This is a genomic window from Rhodococcus sp. SMB37 (genome assembly GCF_004345605.1).
Taxonomy (GTDB): domain Bacteria; phylum Actinomycetota; class Actinomycetes; order Mycobacteriales; family Mycobacteriaceae; genus Rhodococcus.
The window spans coordinates 79126-96747 of sequence record NZ_SLVY01000013.1 but is presented as its reverse complement, the minus strand read 5'-3'; the positions used below and the strand labels follow the sequence as shown (position 1 = coordinate 96747).

19 protein-coding genes are annotated in these 17622 nt (G+C 65.6%); 7 read left to right on the top strand and 12 right to left on the bottom strand.

Translation table 11 applies throughout. The features are described from left to right. Positions 1-18: 18 nt before the first annotated feature. From EV641_RS20115 to EV641_RS20090, 6 genes are all read right to left on the bottom strand, one after another. A complete protein-coding gene (locus EV641_RS20115) occupies positions 19-216 on the bottom strand; it encodes a hypothetical protein (RefSeq protein WP_054713219.1) in 198 nt (65 codons plus the stop codon). Between the two features lie 98 nt (positions 217-314). After that, positions 315-782 carry a nitroreductase family deazaflavin-dependent oxidoreductase gene (locus tag EV641_RS20110; protein ID WP_132474082.1) on the bottom strand — a complete coding sequence of 156 codons (468 nt, stop codon included), beginning with the start codon at positions 780-782 and terminating at the stop codon, positions 315-317. A gap of 4 nt (positions 783-786) precedes the next feature. Then, on the bottom strand, positions 787-1662 hold the full coding sequence (locus tag EV641_RS20105) for an alpha/beta hydrolase (RefSeq protein WP_054713218.1): 876 nt from the start codon (positions 1660-1662) through the stop codon (positions 787-789). Then, positions 1652-2302: a TetR/AcrR family transcriptional regulator gene (locus EV641_RS20100; RefSeq protein WP_054713217.1), complete on the bottom strand. Its 651-nt coding sequence runs from the start codon at positions 2300-2302 to the stop codon at positions 1652-1654. Before EV641_RS20100 ends, EV641_RS20105 begins: the two co-directional genes overlap by 11 nt. Then, on the bottom strand, positions 2299-4122 hold the full coding sequence (locus EV641_RS20095; RefSeq protein WP_241997371.1) for an amidohydrolase family protein: 1824 nt from the start codon (positions 4120-4122) through the stop codon (positions 2299-2301). Before EV641_RS20095 ends, EV641_RS20100 begins: the two co-directional genes overlap by 4 nt. Before the next feature lie 154 nt (positions 4123-4276). After that, positions 4277-4855, bottom strand: coding sequence for a TetR/AcrR family transcriptional regulator (locus EV641_RS20090; RefSeq protein ID WP_054713215.1), 579 nt, complete (start codon positions 4853-4855; stop codon positions 4277-4279). Positions 4856-4926: 71 nt separating this feature from the next. Here EV641_RS20090 and EV641_RS20085 point away from each other — a divergent pair, with 71 nt between their 5' ends. The 3 genes from EV641_RS20085 (at position 4927) to EV641_RS20075 (ending at position 7930) form a co-directional block, all read left to right on the top strand. Next, positions 4927-5490: a dihydrofolate reductase family protein gene (locus EV641_RS20085; RefSeq protein ID WP_132474080.1), complete on the top strand. Its 564-nt coding sequence runs from the start codon at positions 4927-4929 to the stop codon at positions 5488-5490. A 245-nt stretch (positions 5491-5735) separates the two neighbouring features. After that, a complete protein-coding gene (locus EV641_RS20080) occupies positions 5736-6818 on the top strand; it encodes an alanine racemase (protein ID WP_054713223.1) in 1083 nt (360 codons plus the stop codon). Beyond that, positions 6815-7930, top strand: a complete 1116-nt coding sequence (locus EV641_RS20075) for a PQQ-dependent sugar dehydrogenase (RefSeq protein WP_241997370.1) — start codon at positions 6815-6817, stop codon at positions 7928-7930. Before EV641_RS20080 ends, EV641_RS20075 begins: the two co-directional genes overlap by 4 nt. Positions 7931-7934: 4 nt before the next feature. On the opposite strand, the gene EV641_RS20070 is transcribed toward EV641_RS20075, so the two are convergent. The 3 genes from EV641_RS20070 to EV641_RS20060 are packed head-to-tail and all read right to left on the bottom strand — an operon-like array spanning position 7935 to position 10341. Beyond that, on the bottom strand, positions 7935-8387 hold the full coding sequence (locus EV641_RS20070) for a MaoC family dehydratase (RefSeq protein WP_054713214.1): 453 nt from the start codon (positions 8385-8387) through the stop codon (positions 7935-7937). Positions 8388-8415: 28 nt separating this feature from the next. Continuing rightward, positions 8416-9162 (bottom strand): GntR family transcriptional regulator, encoded by a 747-nt coding sequence (locus EV641_RS20065; protein ID WP_132474076.1) that lies wholly within the window; start codon positions 9160-9162, stop codon positions 8416-8418. Between the two features lie 27 nt (positions 9163-9189). Then, a complete protein-coding gene (locus EV641_RS20060) occupies positions 9190-10341 on the bottom strand; it encodes an acyl-CoA dehydrogenase family protein (protein WP_132474074.1) in 1152 nt (383 codons plus the stop codon). A gap of 231 nt (positions 10342-10572) precedes the next feature. On the opposite strand from EV641_RS20060, the gene EV641_RS20055 reads away from it, so the two are divergent. Both EV641_RS20055 and EV641_RS20050 read left to right on the top strand, forming a co-directional pair. After that, positions 10573-11424, top strand: coding sequence for a CoA ester lyase (locus EV641_RS20055; protein WP_241997369.1), 852 nt, complete (start codon positions 10573-10575; stop codon positions 11422-11424). Between the two features lie 2 nt (positions 11425-11426). Continuing rightward, positions 11427-12428 carry a MaoC family dehydratase gene (locus EV641_RS20050; protein ID WP_054720458.1) on the top strand — a complete coding sequence of 334 codons (1002 nt, stop codon included), beginning with the start codon at positions 11427-11429 and terminating at the stop codon, positions 12426-12428. A gap of 31 nt (positions 12429-12459) precedes the next feature. Here the strand turns inward: EV641_RS20050 and EV641_RS20045 are convergent, their stop codons facing one another. Further along, positions 12460-12882 carry a hypothetical protein gene (locus tag EV641_RS20045; protein ID WP_054720457.1) on the bottom strand — a complete coding sequence of 141 codons (423 nt, stop codon included), beginning with the start codon at positions 12880-12882 and terminating at the stop codon, positions 12460-12462. A gap of 57 nt (positions 12883-12939) precedes the next feature. Continuing rightward, positions 12940-14007, bottom strand: a complete 1068-nt coding sequence (locus EV641_RS20040) for an enoyl-CoA hydratase/isomerase family protein (protein WP_132474072.1) — start codon at positions 14005-14007, stop codon at positions 12940-12942. A 56-nt stretch (positions 14008-14063) separates the two neighbouring features. Between EV641_RS20040 and EV641_RS20035 the strand changes: the two genes are divergently transcribed. Both EV641_RS20035 and EV641_RS20030 read left to right on the top strand, forming a co-directional pair. Further along, entirely contained in the window at positions 14064-15317 is a 1254-nt protein-coding gene (locus EV641_RS20035; protein ID WP_241997368.1) for a CoA transferase, read from the top strand. Beyond that, complete coding sequence (locus tag EV641_RS20030) at positions 15314-16714, top strand: amidohydrolase family protein (protein WP_132474070.1); 1401 nt, start codon at positions 15314-15316, stop codon at positions 16712-16714. The genes EV641_RS20035 and EV641_RS20030 overlap by 4 nt, the downstream gene beginning before the upstream one ends. Here the strand turns inward: EV641_RS20030 and EV641_RS20025 are convergent. Then, the gene (locus tag EV641_RS20025; protein WP_054714519.1) at positions 16699-17601 is read right to left on the bottom strand and encodes an LLM class flavin-dependent oxidoreductase; all 903 of its coding nucleotides are present in this window, start codon (positions 17599-17601) and stop codon (positions 16699-16701) included. The genes EV641_RS20030 and EV641_RS20025 overlap by 16 nt on opposite strands. Positions 17602-17622 lie beyond the last annotated feature (21 nt).

Genomic DNA, 17622 nt, shown 5'->3' with positions numbered 1-17622 from the left:
AGCTGGCCACGTGTGTGATCACCGAGATGAACCCGCGACCGGCCGATCAGTGGTGTGGACACTGACCTTCCAACGCCCGATACTCGTGATGACGCCCGCGGCCACCAGGGTGACGAGACTCGCCGATGTGAATCCGACCAGTTCTCGCGGCGCACCGGCCACGATCAGGACAACGAGCGCACCCACAACCACTGCCAAGATCGCAACGATCAACACGTGACGCTCGTCGATCTCTGTGCCGTGCCGGTCGCCGATCTTCGCTCTGCGTCGCGTTCGGCCACACCGGTGTCCGTCACAACCCCCCGTGTGTCCACTTACTTCGGTATCAGGACGAACACGGGTATCTCGCGTTCGATCCGTTCGGCGTACAGATCGTAGTTCGGCCACGTCGCTACGAGTACACGCCACAGTGCCTCTCGTTCGGCGCCTTCGGCGATCCGCACCGACACGGCCGTGTCGGTGCCTCGGAACCGCACGGAGGCACCGTCGGCCGCACGCAGGTTGTGCACCCACGCGGGCGGGTCGGGGTTGCCCCAATTGGATCCCGCGACCAGCCAGCCCCCGTCGTGCGGCACACAGAGCAACGGCGTTGTACGCGGCAGCCCGGTCTTCCGTCCGACGACCGTGAGCATCAGTTCAGGTAGCCCGGATGCCGTCAGTAGCGTGAGCCGGCCCCTCGTCAGCTTCTGGATGGCGCGGTCCACCCCGACGATGACACACGCGTAGCGTGGAAGCCACGGCCTCGAGCCGAGGCGGATCGCCACCGGTCGGAGAGGATTCACCGGCTCAGCGACCCCACCCGGCGAGCACGGTCCGGACCGCAGTGACCAGGGCCAGCGGCTGATCGAACATCGGGTGGTGCCCGGCAACGGGTAATTCCACCATCGTCGCGTCAGGCCCGAGCTGCTCCCGAATCTGCGACAGCAACGGTTCCCGGATGATCCCGTTCTCACATCGGTAGTACGTGAGAGGGCAGGCCTGGTGCAGCTCCTCGAGGCTGCGGCGAGCCTCACGACCCATGCGCAGATTGTCGAACTTCCACGACCAGCCCCCGTCGACCTTCTTCAACGAGGTGCGGGCGATGTGGTCGAACACGAACGGCGCCGCCTCGTCCTGCGGCGGTACGAGCCGGAACCGCGCAACCGCGGCATCGACCGACGGGTACACCTTCGGCGGCCCGGCATTCGCGACGGTCTTCGCACGCATCTCGAGTTCCTCGGGGGTCATATCGCGAATCGGGGAGTCGAGAATGACGACACCGGCGAGCCTGTCACCGTGCAGTGCGGACGTCACGAACGAGACGATTCCGCCCATGCTGTGGCCGACCAGAACGGGAGGACCGGAAATCCCGCCGTGCTCGGCCGCACCGAGGACCTCGTCGGCCCAATGCTCGAGGCTGTAGCACTCGCGACGGTCACTGTCGCCGTGTCCGCTCATATCGAGTGCGACGACGCGACGACCGACCGCCAGCTGTGGTCCGATGTGGTCCCACCAGCGTGAATGCGCCATACCGCCGTGGACGAGAACTACACCGGGTGAGCCCGTTTTCCCCCACGCACGGTAGGAGATCGTCGCACCCGACACCGTATAGGTTCCGGTCTCGACGGGCGCAGCGAGGGCATCCACGAACCACTGCGGAGCAGGACCGTTCTCATTGCTCATTACCCGAACTTATGCGAAGTGTGACGCTCACCAACAATTGGGCCAGGAATTCGATCCGCGGCTCTTCCTGTTCGGGCTGCGGATGCACGGTTGCGACGAGTGCTTCACCGTCGAACAGGTGGACGAGGGAGAACAGAATCATGTCGAACTCGGCGGCCTCGAAACGCTCGGCGATGGGCAGCGCACGCGCGAACTCGGCGATCGCGGCGTGGTAGCGAGCAGCCATCGGCGCGAGGTGTTCACGCAGGTGTACGTCTGTGCGGGCAGCACCGAGCAGTTCGTACCAGGCCGCGTTGACAGGCGCCCTCGTGGCCTTGCGGAGCAACGTCAGACACGCGCGCACGGTCTCGATTCCGGCCGGGTCGGCGCCGAGACCTCCGAGCAATTCGAGCCCCGCCCGGAAGTTCGAGAGCTGCCGGTTCCTGACCTCGTCGGCAGCCGCGACCATCACGTCCAGACGGGTGGGAAAATGCCGGAACACTCCGCCCGACGAGACCCCGGACCGCGAACAGATCTCACCGATCGTGGTCGCGGCATAGCCGAGTTCGGTGAGGGACGTGATGGTCGCGTCGAGAATCCGTCCGATCGTTTCCTCCCGCCGCTGCTGCTGAGTGCGGCGGGCACGGGCCGGGGTCGTCACGACGGGTGGGCCACCGGAGTTGCTCGGGCCGGCGCCAAGCCACGCTCCTCGACACCCGCGCGCAGGAACCGCCCGGTCCCGACACTGGTCCCGTAGCCGGGCACGAACCTACCCTCGCGGAACACCACTTTCCCGGCCACCGCGGTCGCGGTGACGGCGTCGTCGTTGCGGTTGACCATCCGGCTGAGTCCACCGAACTCGTCCATCGTCGCTTCGTGGTACGCGTCCACATCATCGTTCAGACCCGCCGGGTCGATCACCACGAAGTCGGCGCGGTCGCCGACTCGTAGATGTCCCGCGTCGATCCCGTAGAAGTCGCCGAGTTCACCGGTGAGCTTGTGGATCACTTCCCCGAGCGGCATCACAGGGGTGCCCCGCTTCTCGTTGTCGTGGATTCGCCGCAGCAGGCAGATCCCGAAGTTGTAGAAGGCCATATTGCGCAGGTGCGCACCTGCGTCCGAGAATCCGACCGTGACACCCGGGGTACGGATCAAACGGTTCGCAACCTTCTCCCGATCGTTCGCGATCACGGTGTGCCACCGGAACTGCCGTCCATGTTCGACGACCAGGTCGAGGAAAGTATCGACGGGGTGGAGGTTCCTGTCGCGGGCGACGTCGCCGATGGATCGGCTCACAAGCGAGCGGTCGGGGCATTCGGTGATGCGGGTATCGTCGAAGTCGCGGTGCCACACTCGGGGAGAGAACTTCTTCTCGAAGTCCTGGCGGAACCACCGGCGGTAGGATTCGTCCGCCAGTAGGTCGTTGCGCCCCAACTCTTCCTTCAGATGGAGCGCGGCACGGCCCGATCCGAACTCCTCGAACACCACGAGATCGATGCCGTCGGAATGCACTTCGAAGGTGGTGGGTAGATGCTGCCAGCGGAACATACCCTTGCCGATGCGGTTGGCGGCGTAGGCGATCGGGCCGAAGATCCGGTTGACCCACCGCTCGGCCTTGGTGTCGGCGGCAGCCAGTACCGACGCCTTCATCGGGCGTCGGCCGAGGCCGGTGCTCGCCAGCGCGAAGAAGGCGACATCGTACTTGGTGTTGAGATTCGGCACCGCCTGGAGCACGCGGCCGCGTCGCCGCAGAATACGATGCAGCCGACGGAATTCCGACCACGAGGCGTGCGTCGACGGGAGCGTGCGAGAGCGGTAGCGGTCGCCGTCCATCTTGTCCCACGGGTTCGTCATCGTGGAGACTCCGAGGAATCCGGCGTCGAGCGCCTCGTTCACCTTATCGTCGATCGCGACGAGCTCGGATCGGGTCGGCCTGCCGACACGTTCGGTGGATCGTCCGAGCCCCATGACCGAGGCACGCACATCCGAATGACCGATGAATGCAGTCACATTGGGCCCCAGGGGCAATTCGTTGAGAGCATCGACGTACTCACGCGGCGAGGCCCACCTCTTCGCGGAATCCAGCGCGCGCAGCACGTGGTCGCGGGGCAGCGCCTCGACCCGACTGAACAGATCTGCACCGTCGAGCGCATTGACATAGACGGTCGAGAGCGAGCAGTTGCCCATGAGCACGGTGGTGACCCCGTGTCGCACCGACTCGGGCAACCCCGGTCCGACAAGCACTTCCGCGTCGTAGTGGGTGTGGGTGTCGACGAAGCCGGGCATGACCCACCGGCCGTGCGCGTCGATCACATCGGTGCCGGGATCGATGGGTAGTTCGTCGGCGCTTGCGGTCGCGACGACTCCGTCGCGGATACCGAGATTCCTCACGACACCGGGTGCGCCTGTTCCGTCGAACCAGAGTCCGCCGCGCACGACGACGTCGTATCCATCGCCACCGACTCCATCATTGTGATCCACGCCACTGATCATGCGGCGAGCGTAGACCCAAAAAGAGGACACCCACTCTCCAAGTTCACACCGTTATCACATCGTTATTCGTGGCGTACCCCTGCGCCTCGGACGCTGCAAACGCTCGCCACCCGACGATCGGCGCTCACATCCCGGCGGATAGTCAGTCCTTGCCCGGGATCGCGCGGTCGACGGCCGTCCGCACCAGATCGGCGGCGCGCTTCTCGTCGAAGATCCCCGGGAGCGTGAGACGGTCGAGGATGAGCCAGTTCAATGTGAGATACAGGAGCACGACGGCATCTTCACCGCCGGGCAATCCGGACTCTCGATAGTTGCTGATATTGAAGTCCAGATCAGCGCGCACCCGGTCGGTGAGCAGGGCCTGCAACTCGGGTCGCCGGGTCGCCTCGAGCCGGAGTTCGAGGATCGCGAGATAGCCCGTGCGGAAGCCGGAAACCCGTTCGACCACCTCGGTCATCAATTCGGTCATGGACTCGCGCGTCTGCAGCTGGTGCGACTGCTCCATTCTCTCGTCACTGGGTACGAGTCGCTCGTAGTAGCGGTGCCCCACTTGAACGAGCAGGTCGTCGCGGTTGGAGAAATAGTTCGAGGCGGTACCAGCAGGTACCGCAGCCTCCTTGTCCACCGCCCGAAACGTCAATCCTCGCGCCCCTTCTCGGGCCAGGACCTCGATCGATGCATCCAGCAGGGCCTGTCGCCGCTCAGGATTCGTACGAACCACTTGACACCACTCCATCCGTAGTACTACGTTCAAACCACTTCATACATAGTACTACGAAAGGTTCGGTAACTATGCGAAAGCTTGTCTACTACGCGGCAGTCTCTCTCGATGGCTACATCGCAGGGCCCGAAGGAGAATTCGACTTCTACCCGATGAGCGACGACATGTCGTGGATCCGTGAGCGCTATCCGGAATCGATCCCGACCGAGTTGCGCGCCCAGATCGATATGCCGGCCGACACCCCCAACCAGGCGTGGGACACCGTGCTGATGGGCCGCAGCACCTACCAGGCCGGCGGCATGACCAGCCCGTACGCCCACATGAAGCAGTACGTCTTCTCGCGCACACTCGAACCGGTCGACAACCCACAAGTGGAGGTCGTCGACACCGATCCGGTCGAATTGGTCCGCACACTCAAGAGGCAGGAGGGGCTCGACATCTGGCTTTGCGGAGGTGGAAACCTCGCGGGTCAGCTCGTCGACGAAATCGACCGACTGATGTTCAAGAGTTACCCGGTGATCGCGGGTGGCGGCATCTCGGCGCTGGCCGGGAACTTCAGGCCGACTCGGTTCCGTGTGGTTCGACGCCGAGAATTCGACAGCGGCATGCAGCTCACCTGGTTCGATCGCGACTGAATCGTCCACGACTGAATCGACGCACACTCACCGAAAAGTCCGACACCCGGCTTCCTCACATCCCGAAAGATGATGCCCCTATGCGAAAGCAACACACCACTTACCCGACCCGGATCGACCAGCAGCGCTCGATGACACGAACAGCGCCTCCGCGCGTGATCACCCCCAGGGGCGGAACGCAGCGGACCGGCAAACGCGGAGCCAGGTAGTCCCCCTACGCTCCACGTGCGACTACGGTCAAGATGATGATCGCCTTTCCCTCCATCGACGCCACGCCAGCACTCCTCGTCGACCGCGCCGTCCTCGACGGCAACATCGCACGCATGGCAACATCAGCACGCGAACGCGGTCTCGATGTACGACCGCACACCAAGACCCACAAGTGCATCGAGATCGCCCATCTCCAACTTTCCGCCGGCGCGCGAGGACTTACCGTCGCGACGGTGTCCGAAGCAGAAGCCTTCGCGCAGGCCGGGTTCGACGACATCTTCATCGCCTATCCGCTCTGGGTCGACGCGGCGCGCGGCGCACGATTGCAAGCTCTGTCCGAGACCGTGCAGCTGACGGTTGGAGTCGACTCCGCGGTCGGCGCTCGGACACTCGCCGACCACTGCGACACCTCGATCGGCGTGCTGGTCGAGATCGACAGCGGACACCACCGGACCGGCGTCGCGCCCGAACAGGCCGGCGTGGTCGCGAGTGAGGCACACGCGCTGGGCCTGAATGTGCTCGGCGTGTTCACCTTCCCCGGCCACTCGTACGGTCCGGGTCTGCCTCATGTCGCCGCTGCCGAGGAATCCGAAGCGCTCGCCGTCGCGGCTGCGGCATTGCGCGACGCCGGGATCGATCCGGTGGTGATCAGCGGCGGCTCGTCGCCTACCGCGCTGATCGAGACACCCAGCGTTGCAACCGAACTACGCCCCGGTGTGTACGTGTTCGGTGACGCTCAGCAACTCGAACTCGATTCGGTGACCGAGGCCGATATCGCACTCACCGCGCTGGCGACAGTGGTGTCGGCTCGCGGAGAGGTGGTCGTGCTCGACTCCGGAAGCAAGACGCTCGGGGCCGACCGCGCATCGTGGGCCACCGGATACGGTCGCATTCTCGGTGAACCGGACGCGCGGATCACTGCCCTGTCGGAGCATCACGCCACGGTGGAGTGGCCGAATACATCCACCCGTCCCGACCTCGGACAACGAGTTCGAGTGATTCCCAATCATGTCTGCAACACGGTCAATCTCGCAGATGAGCTGATTGTGACAGACGGGCGCCACGCCGATGCGGTAGTGGACCGATGGCGGGTCGCTGCGCGAGGATGCAACACGTGACACCCGTATTGTTACGTCGCGTCGCCCTGACCGCCCTGGCGGTTCCACTGGTCGCGTGTTCCTCTCCGGAGGAAGCACCCGCGACGCCCACCCCCTCGGCTCCTGTGCCTGCGCCTACGGAACCCTCACCGCGTGTCACCGACACCGTCGCGTCCGGTCTCGAGACACCGTGGGGTATCGCCTTCCTTCCCGATGGGGCAGCGCTGGTCACCGAACGCGACACGGGCCGAGTACTCGAGATCGGCGCAGACCAGCAGGTTCGGGAGGTCGATAGGATCGCCGAGGTGGTCGCGCAGGGCGAATCCGGCCTCCTCGGCATCGCGGTCTCGCCCACCTTCGACACCGACCGTCTCGTCTTCCTCTATGTCACAACGTCGTCCGACAATCGCATTCTGCGCGCCACGTACGACGGGGCGGCACTCACCGACCATCAGGTGATCCTCGAGGGCATCCCCGCCGCACGAGTCCACGACGGCGGGCGGTTGCAGTTCGGGCCCGACGGCATGTTGTACGCCGCGACCGGTGAGGCCGGCGATCGACCTCTCGCGCAGGATCCGGCGTCGCTCGGTGGAAAAATCCTGCGGGTGACGATGGACGGTGAGCCGGCGCCGGATAATCCCGACCCGAATTCTCCGGTGTATTCGCTCGGTCACCGGAATGTGCAGGGCCTCGCGTTCGATGACGAGGGCAGGTTGTGGGCGTCCGAATTCGGACAGAACGATGTGGACGAACTCAACGAGATCGTGGCGGGCGGCAACTACGGCTGGCCCGAGGTCGAGGGCACCGGTGGCGCGCACGAGTACATCGACCCGGTCGTGACATGGCCGGTCTCGCAGGCATCGCCTTCCGGAATCGCCTACGACGACGGCAACCTGTGGATGGCCTCACTGCGGGGAGAACGACTGTGGCGCATCGGCATCACGGATTCAGGTACCGAAGATTTCAGCACCACCGAGTTCTTCACGGGTGAATACGGGAGACTGCGGACCGTCGTCGCCGCACCGGACGGCTCACTGTGGCTGACCACGTCGAACCGTGACGGTCGCGGGGAACCCTCGGACGACGACGACCGCATCCTCCGTATCGAAAGACCCAGTATCGAAAATCCCTGACGGGTCAGGGAACGAGGACGACGATCGTCTCGGCGACGAGCGCCGGCTTGCTGCCGCCCTCGATCTCGACGGTGTAGCCCACAATGAGGTTGGCGCCCTTCGCGGTGCGCTCGAACGACTTGAACTCGGCCGAGGCACGAACCTTCGAACCCACCGGGACCGGCGTGGGGAAACGCACCTTGTTGGCACCGTAGTTGACCTTCATCTTCACGCCCTCGAGCGAGAAGATCTGCGCGCCGAGCACGGGAAGCAACGACAGCGTGAGGTAACCGTGGGCAATCGTCGCGCCGAATGGGCCGCTTGCAGCTCGCTCGGGATCGACGTGGATCCACTGATGGTCGCCGGTTGCCTCAGCGAACAGGTTCACCCGTTCCTGGGTGATCTCGAGCCAGTCGCTCTGGCCGATGGTCTCGCCGACCGCCTTCTCGACCTCGTCGATTCCGTTGAAGACCCGCATGTTCGACTCCTGTAGTTGGTATGTGGCGTCAGCGTCCGGAACGCCGGAGGGTGACGCGATAGGTGTAGTGCTCGGGCAGAAAGTAACTCACCGACAGTTCGGTGGGAACCCCCGCCTCGTTCGAGTACAACCGATCGACCCGCAACAGCGGGTGCCTGACAGTGCAGTTCAGAACCTTCGCGACCTGCTCGGATGCCGGCGCGACGGTGATCGATTGCGCAGCTTCGACGATCGGGCTGTCGAGATACGGCTCGAGCAACCCGATCACGGTGTTGCGGCTGGACGCACCGAGCTGCAGTGCAGGCTCGTCCAGCACATCTGCCGCAACTTCGTCGGGAAGGTGGATCGTGGTGTGTACGAACGGGATCCCATCGTGCACACGTCGCAACACCACGGAATACAGCAGATCGGTGTCGAGGCGCAGACGACTCGCCGCATCGATATCGACCCCGCGCCGCAGCGGCGAAACGATCTCCATGACCGTGTCCGCCGACAATGCGAGCAGATCCTCGATCGAGCCGAGCTGTCGACGATAACGCCTGCTCGACTCGTTCGCGAACGTACCCCGGCCGGGCACGCGGTAGACGATCCCGTCTGCAACCAGATCCTGGAATGCCCGACGCACCGTCTGACGACTCACCCCGTGCTGCTCCGCGAGCTCCGCTTCCGTCGGCAGGCGCACACCGTCGTTGTACCGACCGGCTTCGACGGCGTCGCGCAGCTGACGCGCGAGTTGCGCGTATGCGGGTTCCGTCTCACGTGTTCTGCTGTCCATGGCGGACATGATCCTAGTGGGCGACCGTCAGAGCCCACCACGCGCCACGAGCTGCGACGCGATCACATTACGCTGAATCTCATTGGTCCCCTCACCCACGATCATCAACGGCGCATCACGGAAATACCGCTCCACGTCATACTCCGTCGAATACCCGTAACCACCATGAATCCGCACCGCATTCAGCGCGATCTCCATCGCGATCTCCGAGCAGTACAGCTTCGCCATACCCGCTTCCATGTCGCAGCGTTCACCACTGTCGTACTTCTCCGCCGCATACCGGGTCAGCTGCCGCGCCGCCGTCAACTTCGTCGCCATCTCCGCCAGATAATTACCGATCGACTGGTGCTTCCAGATCGGCTGCCCGAAGCTTTCGCGCTGCTGCGCATACGCCAACGAATCCTCCAGCGCCGCCGCAGCCACACCGAGCGCACGCGAGGCGACCTGCAACCGCCCCGTCTCGAGACCCTTCATCATGTGCCCGAAACCCTTGCCCGGCTCGCCACCGAGGACTGCGTCCGCCGAGATCCGGTAACCATCGAAGCTCAGCTCGCACGACTCGACGCCCTTGTACCCGAGCTTCGGCAGATCCCGCGAGACCGTCAACCCCGGACCGTGCTCGACGAGTACCACCGAAATACCCTTGTGCCGCGGGCTGGCCTGCGGATCGGTCTTGCACAGCAACGCGATCAACCCCGCACGCCGCGCATTGGTGATCCACGTCTTCGACCCGTTGATCACCAGATCATCACCGTCACGCTTGGCAGTGGTGGTCATCGCCTGCAGATCCGACCCACCACCGGGCTCCGTCAACGCCATCGTCGCCCGGATCTCCCCCGTCGCGAGTTTGGGCAGATACCTGAGCTTCTGCTCCTCGGTACCGAACAACACCAGCAGCTTCGCAACCACCGTATGCCCGCCCATCGCACCCGACAGAGACATCCAGCCGCGGGCGAGTTCCTCGGTGACCTGCACGTAGCACGGCATCGACACCGGCGACCCGCCGTACTCCTCCGGCACCGCGAGCCCGTAGATCCCGATCTGCTTCATCTGCTCGACCCACTTCTCGGGGTACTCGTTCGCATGCTCGACTTCCTGCACCGACGGCTTGACCTCGCGGTCGATGAAGTCACGGACGGTCTTGACCAGGAATGTCTCTTCGTCGTTCAGATGGCTCACGGAAGTCCTTAGGCTCGTCGCGGGTCCCGGTGACAGGGACGCACACTTTGTACGGCCATTTTGGGTATCCGCACCAGCGCTTGTCAATCGCTGACCCCTCCATGCCAGCACTCCGAACCAGTGATATCAGTGATCCGTGTCGCTACCGATACCTATAGAAGTGGCACATCACGCCACAATGGCCGTACATTTATCGATGTTCCCCACCCGTCGAACTCCACGAGGTTCCCCGTGACTTCCGAGCAACACCTTCGCCGGCGAGCGGTGCTCGTCGCCCCCGGCTCCGATGATCGTAAGGCAGGCAAGGCCCTGACCTCCGCCGCCGATGAGGTCGTCCTCGATCTCGAGGACGCGGTCACTCCTGACCGGAAGCCCGCCGCGCGCGATCTCATCGTTCCTCTGGTCCGTGAGCACGGCGCCGACCGCACGGTGTCGGTACGCATCAACGGGCGCGGCACCGAGTGGTTCGAAGACGACCTGCGCGCGTGCGCGGAACTCGGCTCCGCACTCGCGTCGATCGTGTTCCCGAAGGTCGAGAGCGCCGACGATCTCGTCGAGGCCGACCGCATCCTGGGCGAGAACTCCGACGTCCGGATCCAGGCCCTCATCGAGACCCCGGCAGGCGTCCGGAACATCGACGAGATCGCCGCGGGCCCACGGATCGCGGGCGTGATCATCGGCTACGCCGACCTCGGTGCCGCACTGGGACGCACACGCACCGCACTACCCGAGCATTGGCTGTACGTGCAGGACCGCATCCTGCACGCGGCGCGCTCCACAGGCGTGCAGGCCATCGACGGTCCGTTCCTCGGCATCGCCGACGACGACGCATTCCGTCACTCCGCGCAGTGGGTTTCCGATCTCGGATTCGACGGCAAGTGGGTCATCCATCCATCCCAGATCGAATCCGCTGCTGCAGCATTCACTCCCACCCACAAACAGGTCGAGGCCGCCCGCAAGGTTCTCGCCGCTCTCGAGGAAGCCGAGGCCCGCGGCGCCGGCGCCGCACAGCTGGACGGTCAGATGCTCGACGAGGCCGTCGCCGTCGCCGCCCGCCGCACCCTCACCAAGATCGGAGCCTGAACATGTCCAGCAACCACGCGTCGGTCGGCGGACCGTACTTCGACGAACTGACCGTCGGCCAGGTCTTCGACACCGCACCTGCCGTCACTCTCACCGACGGGCTCGCTGCCGCGCACCAGTCGATCCTCGGCGACCGTCTGCGTCTGCCCCTCGACAAACACCTCTCCGACCGGGTCTCCGGCGGCCCGGTCGCACATGCCGGTTTCGTCACCGACATCGCCATCGGTCAGTCGACGCTGGTCACGCACCACGTCAAGGCCAATCTCTTCTACCGCGGCCTACGCTTCCGCCGGTTCCCCTACATCGGCGACACCCTGTACACCACCACCGAGGTCGTGGGTCTGAAGGAGAACTCGGCCAAGCCTGGCCGCAAACCCACCGGTCTCGCGGCGCTGCGCATGAACACCGTCGACCAGGACGGCAGGACAATCCTCGACTTCTACCGCTGCGCGATGCTGCCGCTGAGCGAGCGTCCCGACCGGAACCGAGTGGTGCACACCGACGACCTGTCGGCGATCGGACCCCAGGACGATCCGCAATGGGCCGTCCCCGAAGGATGGAACCTCGACGAATACCGCACCTCGGTACCGGGCGCGCACTTCGACGTGTCACTTGCCGGATCGGTGCTGCAGTCCAGCGGCGACGTTGTTTCGAGCGCACCCGAACTGGCACGGCTCAGCTTGAACATCGCAGCGACCCACCACGACGAACGAGTCGGGGCCGCGGGCCGCCTGGTGTACGGCGGGCACACGATCGGCCTGGCGTTGTCGCAGGCGTCGCGGGCACTACCGAATCTGGTGACGGTGCTCGGCTGGAAGTCGTGCGATCACACAGGGCCGGTGCACGAGGGCGACACCCTCACCAGCGACCTGCACGTCGAGTCCGCTGAACCCCTCGCCGAGGGTGGTGGCGTCCTGAATCTGCGGTCGCTCGTCTACGCACACCGCGTCGACGCCGACCCGGCACCTGTTCTGGACTGGCGTTTCAGCGCCCTCATGGCGTAGACCGTCGCGGCTCCGGACGTCCACGATTCGGTCACGAGCTGTGGGCACCGGTCCGTTTCACAAGCCTCTCGTAGCGCTGCCTGGCGGCCTGAGTGCTGCCGAGTCCGAGTCCGAACGCGATGTCCTGCCACGTCATTCCGCGCTCACGCGCTATCCCGAGAATCAACGCCTCCAATTGGTCCACCTCTGCCCTCACCTTGGGTATGAGCCCGAGCGCGGCGGTGATGTCGGCCTCGTCCACATCCGGCTCACCCTGATCCGGGGAATGGACACCGCCCGCAAGTGCCCCGACGATCCGGACGGCACCCAATGGGTCGAGCATGTACGGATGTGATTGGCGGGCACGTTGCTCCGGGGTGACCCCGTGACGTTCGGCGATTCGAAACAGCCCGGCATACTCGCGCTGAGCGCGCTCGGCACTGGGGTTCGGGGGAGTGAATTCCTTGTCGGTCATACACCCAGAATCACTATGCAACAGTTTGTTGTCAACGTTTGGTTGTGAACAACTTATTCACTTCCGGTCTGCGCCGCTCATCTCGTCGATCAGCCCCCAGGAAAGCGCACGATCGACATCGAGGGCACTCGCGGTGACGAACAGATGCATCGACCGCCACCTGCCGATCCTCCTCGGAATGCTCGCCGTCCCCCCGGCTCCCGGAATCAGGCCCATCGACACCTCAGGAAGCCGGAAGACCGTTCCCGGAGCCGCGACCACCCGATTCGCGAAGGCCGGGATCTCGATCCCCGCACCGACGCAGTGCCCGTGCACGCGCACCTCGGTCCGATCCGCAAGCCGCGCCACCAGGCGTCCGGCGCCACCACGAGTGCGTATCAGATGAGCGGTGGCGGTGTCGGGTGTGCGTCCGAATTCGTCGAGGTCGCCGCCGGCACAGAACGACGGACCCGCCCCGTCCACCACCACACGCTCGATACTGTCGTCGAGCTCGGCGAGGCGCAGCGCTTCGACCAGCGCGTCGCGCAATTGCGTCCCGTAGGCGTTGCGCCGCTCGGGCCGGTTGAGCGTGATCCGCAGTGTGCCGCTCTCCCGCGCGACGAGGACCGGGTCGGCGGGTGCAGGCGGCGGAAGCGGGCGAGGTCCGCGCTCGTCGAGCCACCGAAGGAACTCGGGGCCACCCTGCAACGTCGAGTACCCGAGCGATTCGATGTCGATCGCGGCGGCCACCCCGACGGTGTCGGCGGCGCGGAGCACATGCCGAACGACCAGCGACGCGTGTGGATTCTGCGCGACGGCGTCACCGAACGCGGACAGGCTCGCATCGAGGTCGTCCGTGCCGACCACGGACGACGATCGCGGGTCGGGACCCATCGAGTAGGTCAGATCGAGAGACCCGAGGAGAGGCGCGAGGGCGGTGTCATCGATCGACGCACCGGTGAATCTGCCGACGAGTAGGTGATCACTCCCCCTCGCACGCTCTGCTGCGCGCTCGATCACCGAGTCGGGCGCGTCGTCGAGGTCGACGATCAGGAGCGGGTGGACGACCACAGCCCCGTCGCCGAGAACCGGTGCATCGGCGATGCCGTCTGCAAGCTCTACGACGGAGATCGTGTTCGTGCCCATCAGTTCCGCCCTTGTGTTCGCTGCCCGACCGTCCCGGGCAATGTAGCATCACAAACGTGTTCGAATCCCCGTCCGCGGACTCCGCGCGCGACTGGGCCGAGAGCGGAATCGCTTGTCTGACCGGCAGGCCCGGCGGCCCTCCCCTCATCCCACCCGGACGCGCCGCAACCATCGCGCGTGGGATGGCAGCACGGATCGAGGCCGCGACGAACGGAACGGTACGGCTCGACGGGGCACGGCTGCTGTCCGAGCGGGCCGCGTTCACCGGACACCGGCGTGCCGGCGCCGTCTCGGCAGGCGGCTCCTGCAGGTTGCTGCGCACCGCCGACGGCTGGGCCGCGGTCTCGTGCGCTCGCCCCGACGATCCACTACTTCTCGGCGCGCTGGTCGGTGCCGACGTCGGCGAAGACCCCTGGCCTGCCGTCACCTCGTGGCTTGCGGACCACACCGGCCAAGACCTCCTCGAACTCGCGGAACCGCTCGGCATTGCGGCAGGCCCGGTCTCGCCGGTCCCCGCGGAAGCACCACAGCCCCTCGTTCCTCGCACGGTCGACGGGTTGCTCGTCGTCGATTTCAGCTCACTGTGGGCCGGTCCGCTGTGCTCACACATTCTCGGCCTCGCGGGCGCCCGCGTGGTCAAGGTCGAGACCCCGACGCGGCCGGACGGCGCACGCCTCGGCAACGCCGACTTCTACCGCCTGTTGCACGGCGGGCACGAGTCGGTGGTGCTCGATCCCGGCGACGACACAGAGCGCCGAGAACTCGCGCAACTGGTGACGGCAGCCGACATCATCATCGAAGCATCCCGCCCGCGGGCACTCGCCGGATTCGGCCTGGACGCCGACCGTTTCGTCGCAAGCGGCGGCACGTGGGTGTCGATCACCGCGCATGGCCGCGATTCGTTCCGCATCGGTTTCGGCGACGACATCGCGGCGTCTGCGGGGCTGATCGCGTACGACGCGCAGGGCCCGGTGTTCGTCGGCGACGCCCTGGCCGACCCCCTCACCGGCCTCACAGCGGCCGCTCTCGCACTGTCCGCACCCGCAGACGGCAGCGGAGTCCTCTGGGACGTGTCGATGTCGGCCGTCGTTTCGTCGACGTTGACGCACCACCTAGACGATTCTGAGCGAATGTATCGTTCGTCTCCTCCACTCGACGCAATGTGCCATTCGCTCCGAGGACGCTGGTGGGTCGAGGCCCCGTCCGGCACTGTCGCACTCGCGGAACCGGAGCGTCGCGAGCCCGCGGGTGACGTCGCCGAATCCGGACGCGACACATCGAAGATCCTCTCCGAGTTGGGCATCCGATGACCGATGTGATCCTGCACAACGTCGAGGTCGACGGCGATCCCGGCCTCGACGTTCTCCTTCGGAGCGGTGTGGTCGCGCAGATCGGAAGGGAGCTGGAGGCATCCGAGCGGTGCGACATCGTCGACGGCAAGGGCGGCGCACTGATCCCCGGCCTCCATGATCACCATATCCACCTGCACGCGTTGGCGGCCGATCGCGTCTCCTTGCAATGCGGGCCACCCGATGTGACCTCGCCCGACGATCTCGCGCGCGCTCTCGGCAGCGCTGCCGGCGAGGGGTGGATCCGCGGTGTCGGATACTTCGAGTCGGTCGCCGGGATGCTCGATTCCGAGGTCCTGGATGGTCTGCACGGCAGGCGGCCCGTACGCATCCAACACCGCAGCGGTGCCATGTGGGCACTGAACTCCGAAGCCGCTCGACTCGCCCGGCTCGACACGGCTGATCATCCCGGCGTCGAGCGCGACGGCACCGGCCGCCCCACCGGCCGGATATGGCGGGCCGACACCTGGTTGCGCGAACGACTCCCTGCCACCTCTCCTCCGAAGCTGGATGCGATCGGCGCGGAGCTCGCACGCTGCGGTATCACCGGCGTCACCGACGCGACCCCCGATCTGACATCGAGCACGGTCGCTGCCCTCGTCGATTCGCATGTCAGCGGTGCGCTTCCTCAGCGTCTGCATCTGCTGGGCGCACCGCACCACTTCACGCCGGGTGCGCCGGACTGCACTGTCGGACCGTACAAGATCGTCATCGCCGACTCGGCTCTCCCCGACATCGACGATCTCACCTCCTGCATTCGTCGTGTCCACGCGGAAGATCGCGCCGTCGCGGTGCACTGTGTCAGCCGCGAGGCGTTCGTGATCCTCCTCGCGGTCTTCGACGAGATCGGCTCCCGTCCCGGCGACCGAATCGAGCACGGTGCCCTCGTCCCGGCCGAATCCATCGACGACCTGCGACGACGAGGAATCCGTGTGGTGACGCAGCCCGGATTCCTTGCCGACCGCGGCGACGCGTATCTGCGCGACGTCGATGCCGCGGACCTGCCCGATCTCTACCGCTGCCGCAGTCTGATCGACGGTGGAGTCCCCGTCGCGTTGTCGAGTGACGCCCCGTACGGCCCTGTGGACCCGTGGCAGGTCATGGCGGCCGCCGTCACCCGGCTCTGCCCCACCGGGGACATCGTCGGTGCGGCAGAGCGGATCACGCCGGCCGACGCGCTCGACCGCTACCTTGCACCTCTCGACGACCCCGGCGGTTCGGCACGCCGGGTGACGACCGGCGCCGAGGCCGATCTCGTCCTGCTCGACGGGCCGCTCGCGGATGTCCTCGGCGATCCCGATGCAAGCAGGGTGCGTGCCACCTGGATCGGTGGCCGCTGCGTCTACAGGATGCCCTGAGCACGGAGTGGAGCGATGACCTCGCGTCCGAACCGTTCGAATGTCTCCGGCGGTGCGAAGTCGTGGAAGCGGAGCACGAACAGCTCTACACCGCGCTTGTGTTCGAGCACGATCTGTTCTGTCAGGGCATCACCCGTACCGATCAGTGGTGCACCCCAACCGCTTTCCGGGAGTCTGCGCGCGACCGACGCTGTCACGTCGGGTATGTCTGCGGCAGTGTCCGCGAATCCCACCGCGTACTGGACCGAGATCCGGGCATCGCCCTTGAGCGGCGCGAGTTCCTCGAGCCGGTTCCGTGCGTGCCCTACGCAGTTCCACCAGTCTGCGTGACGTGCGACGAGCGGCATCGTCAAGGTCTTGCCTGCACCACCGATATGGACGGGAATCCGGTCCTGCACGGGTGTCGGCAGCCCGTATGCACCGCGCATCCGGAAGTGCTTGCCGTCGTATTCGAACTGCTCGCCCGTGCACATCAGCCGGAATATCTCGAGCGTTTCGTCGAGGGCTTCCGCGCGCTCCCGGCGCGTACCGACCTCGATTCCGAAGGTCTCGAATTCCGCCTCCACCGAGCCCCAGCCGAGCCCGAGGTCGAGCCGGCCGCCGCTGATGTGGTCGACTGTGGCAGCCATCTTCGCGAGCAATGCCGGGTGCCGGAACGGCGCGCATCCCACCAGGTGTCCGAGTCGCATGGTCGAGGTGGCACCGGCGAGTGCGGTGAGCAACGTCCAGCTTTCGAGAGAATCCGTCGGCCTTCCGCCCGGCGAATACAGGTGATCCATGAGCCAGAACGAGTCGAATCCGGCATGTTCCGCAGCCACTGCCCGGGCCTTCACCTCGCCGACGCCGAGACGGAACTGTGGAACGAATACACCGAATCGAATTGTCACCGATCACTCTCCAAGATCGAC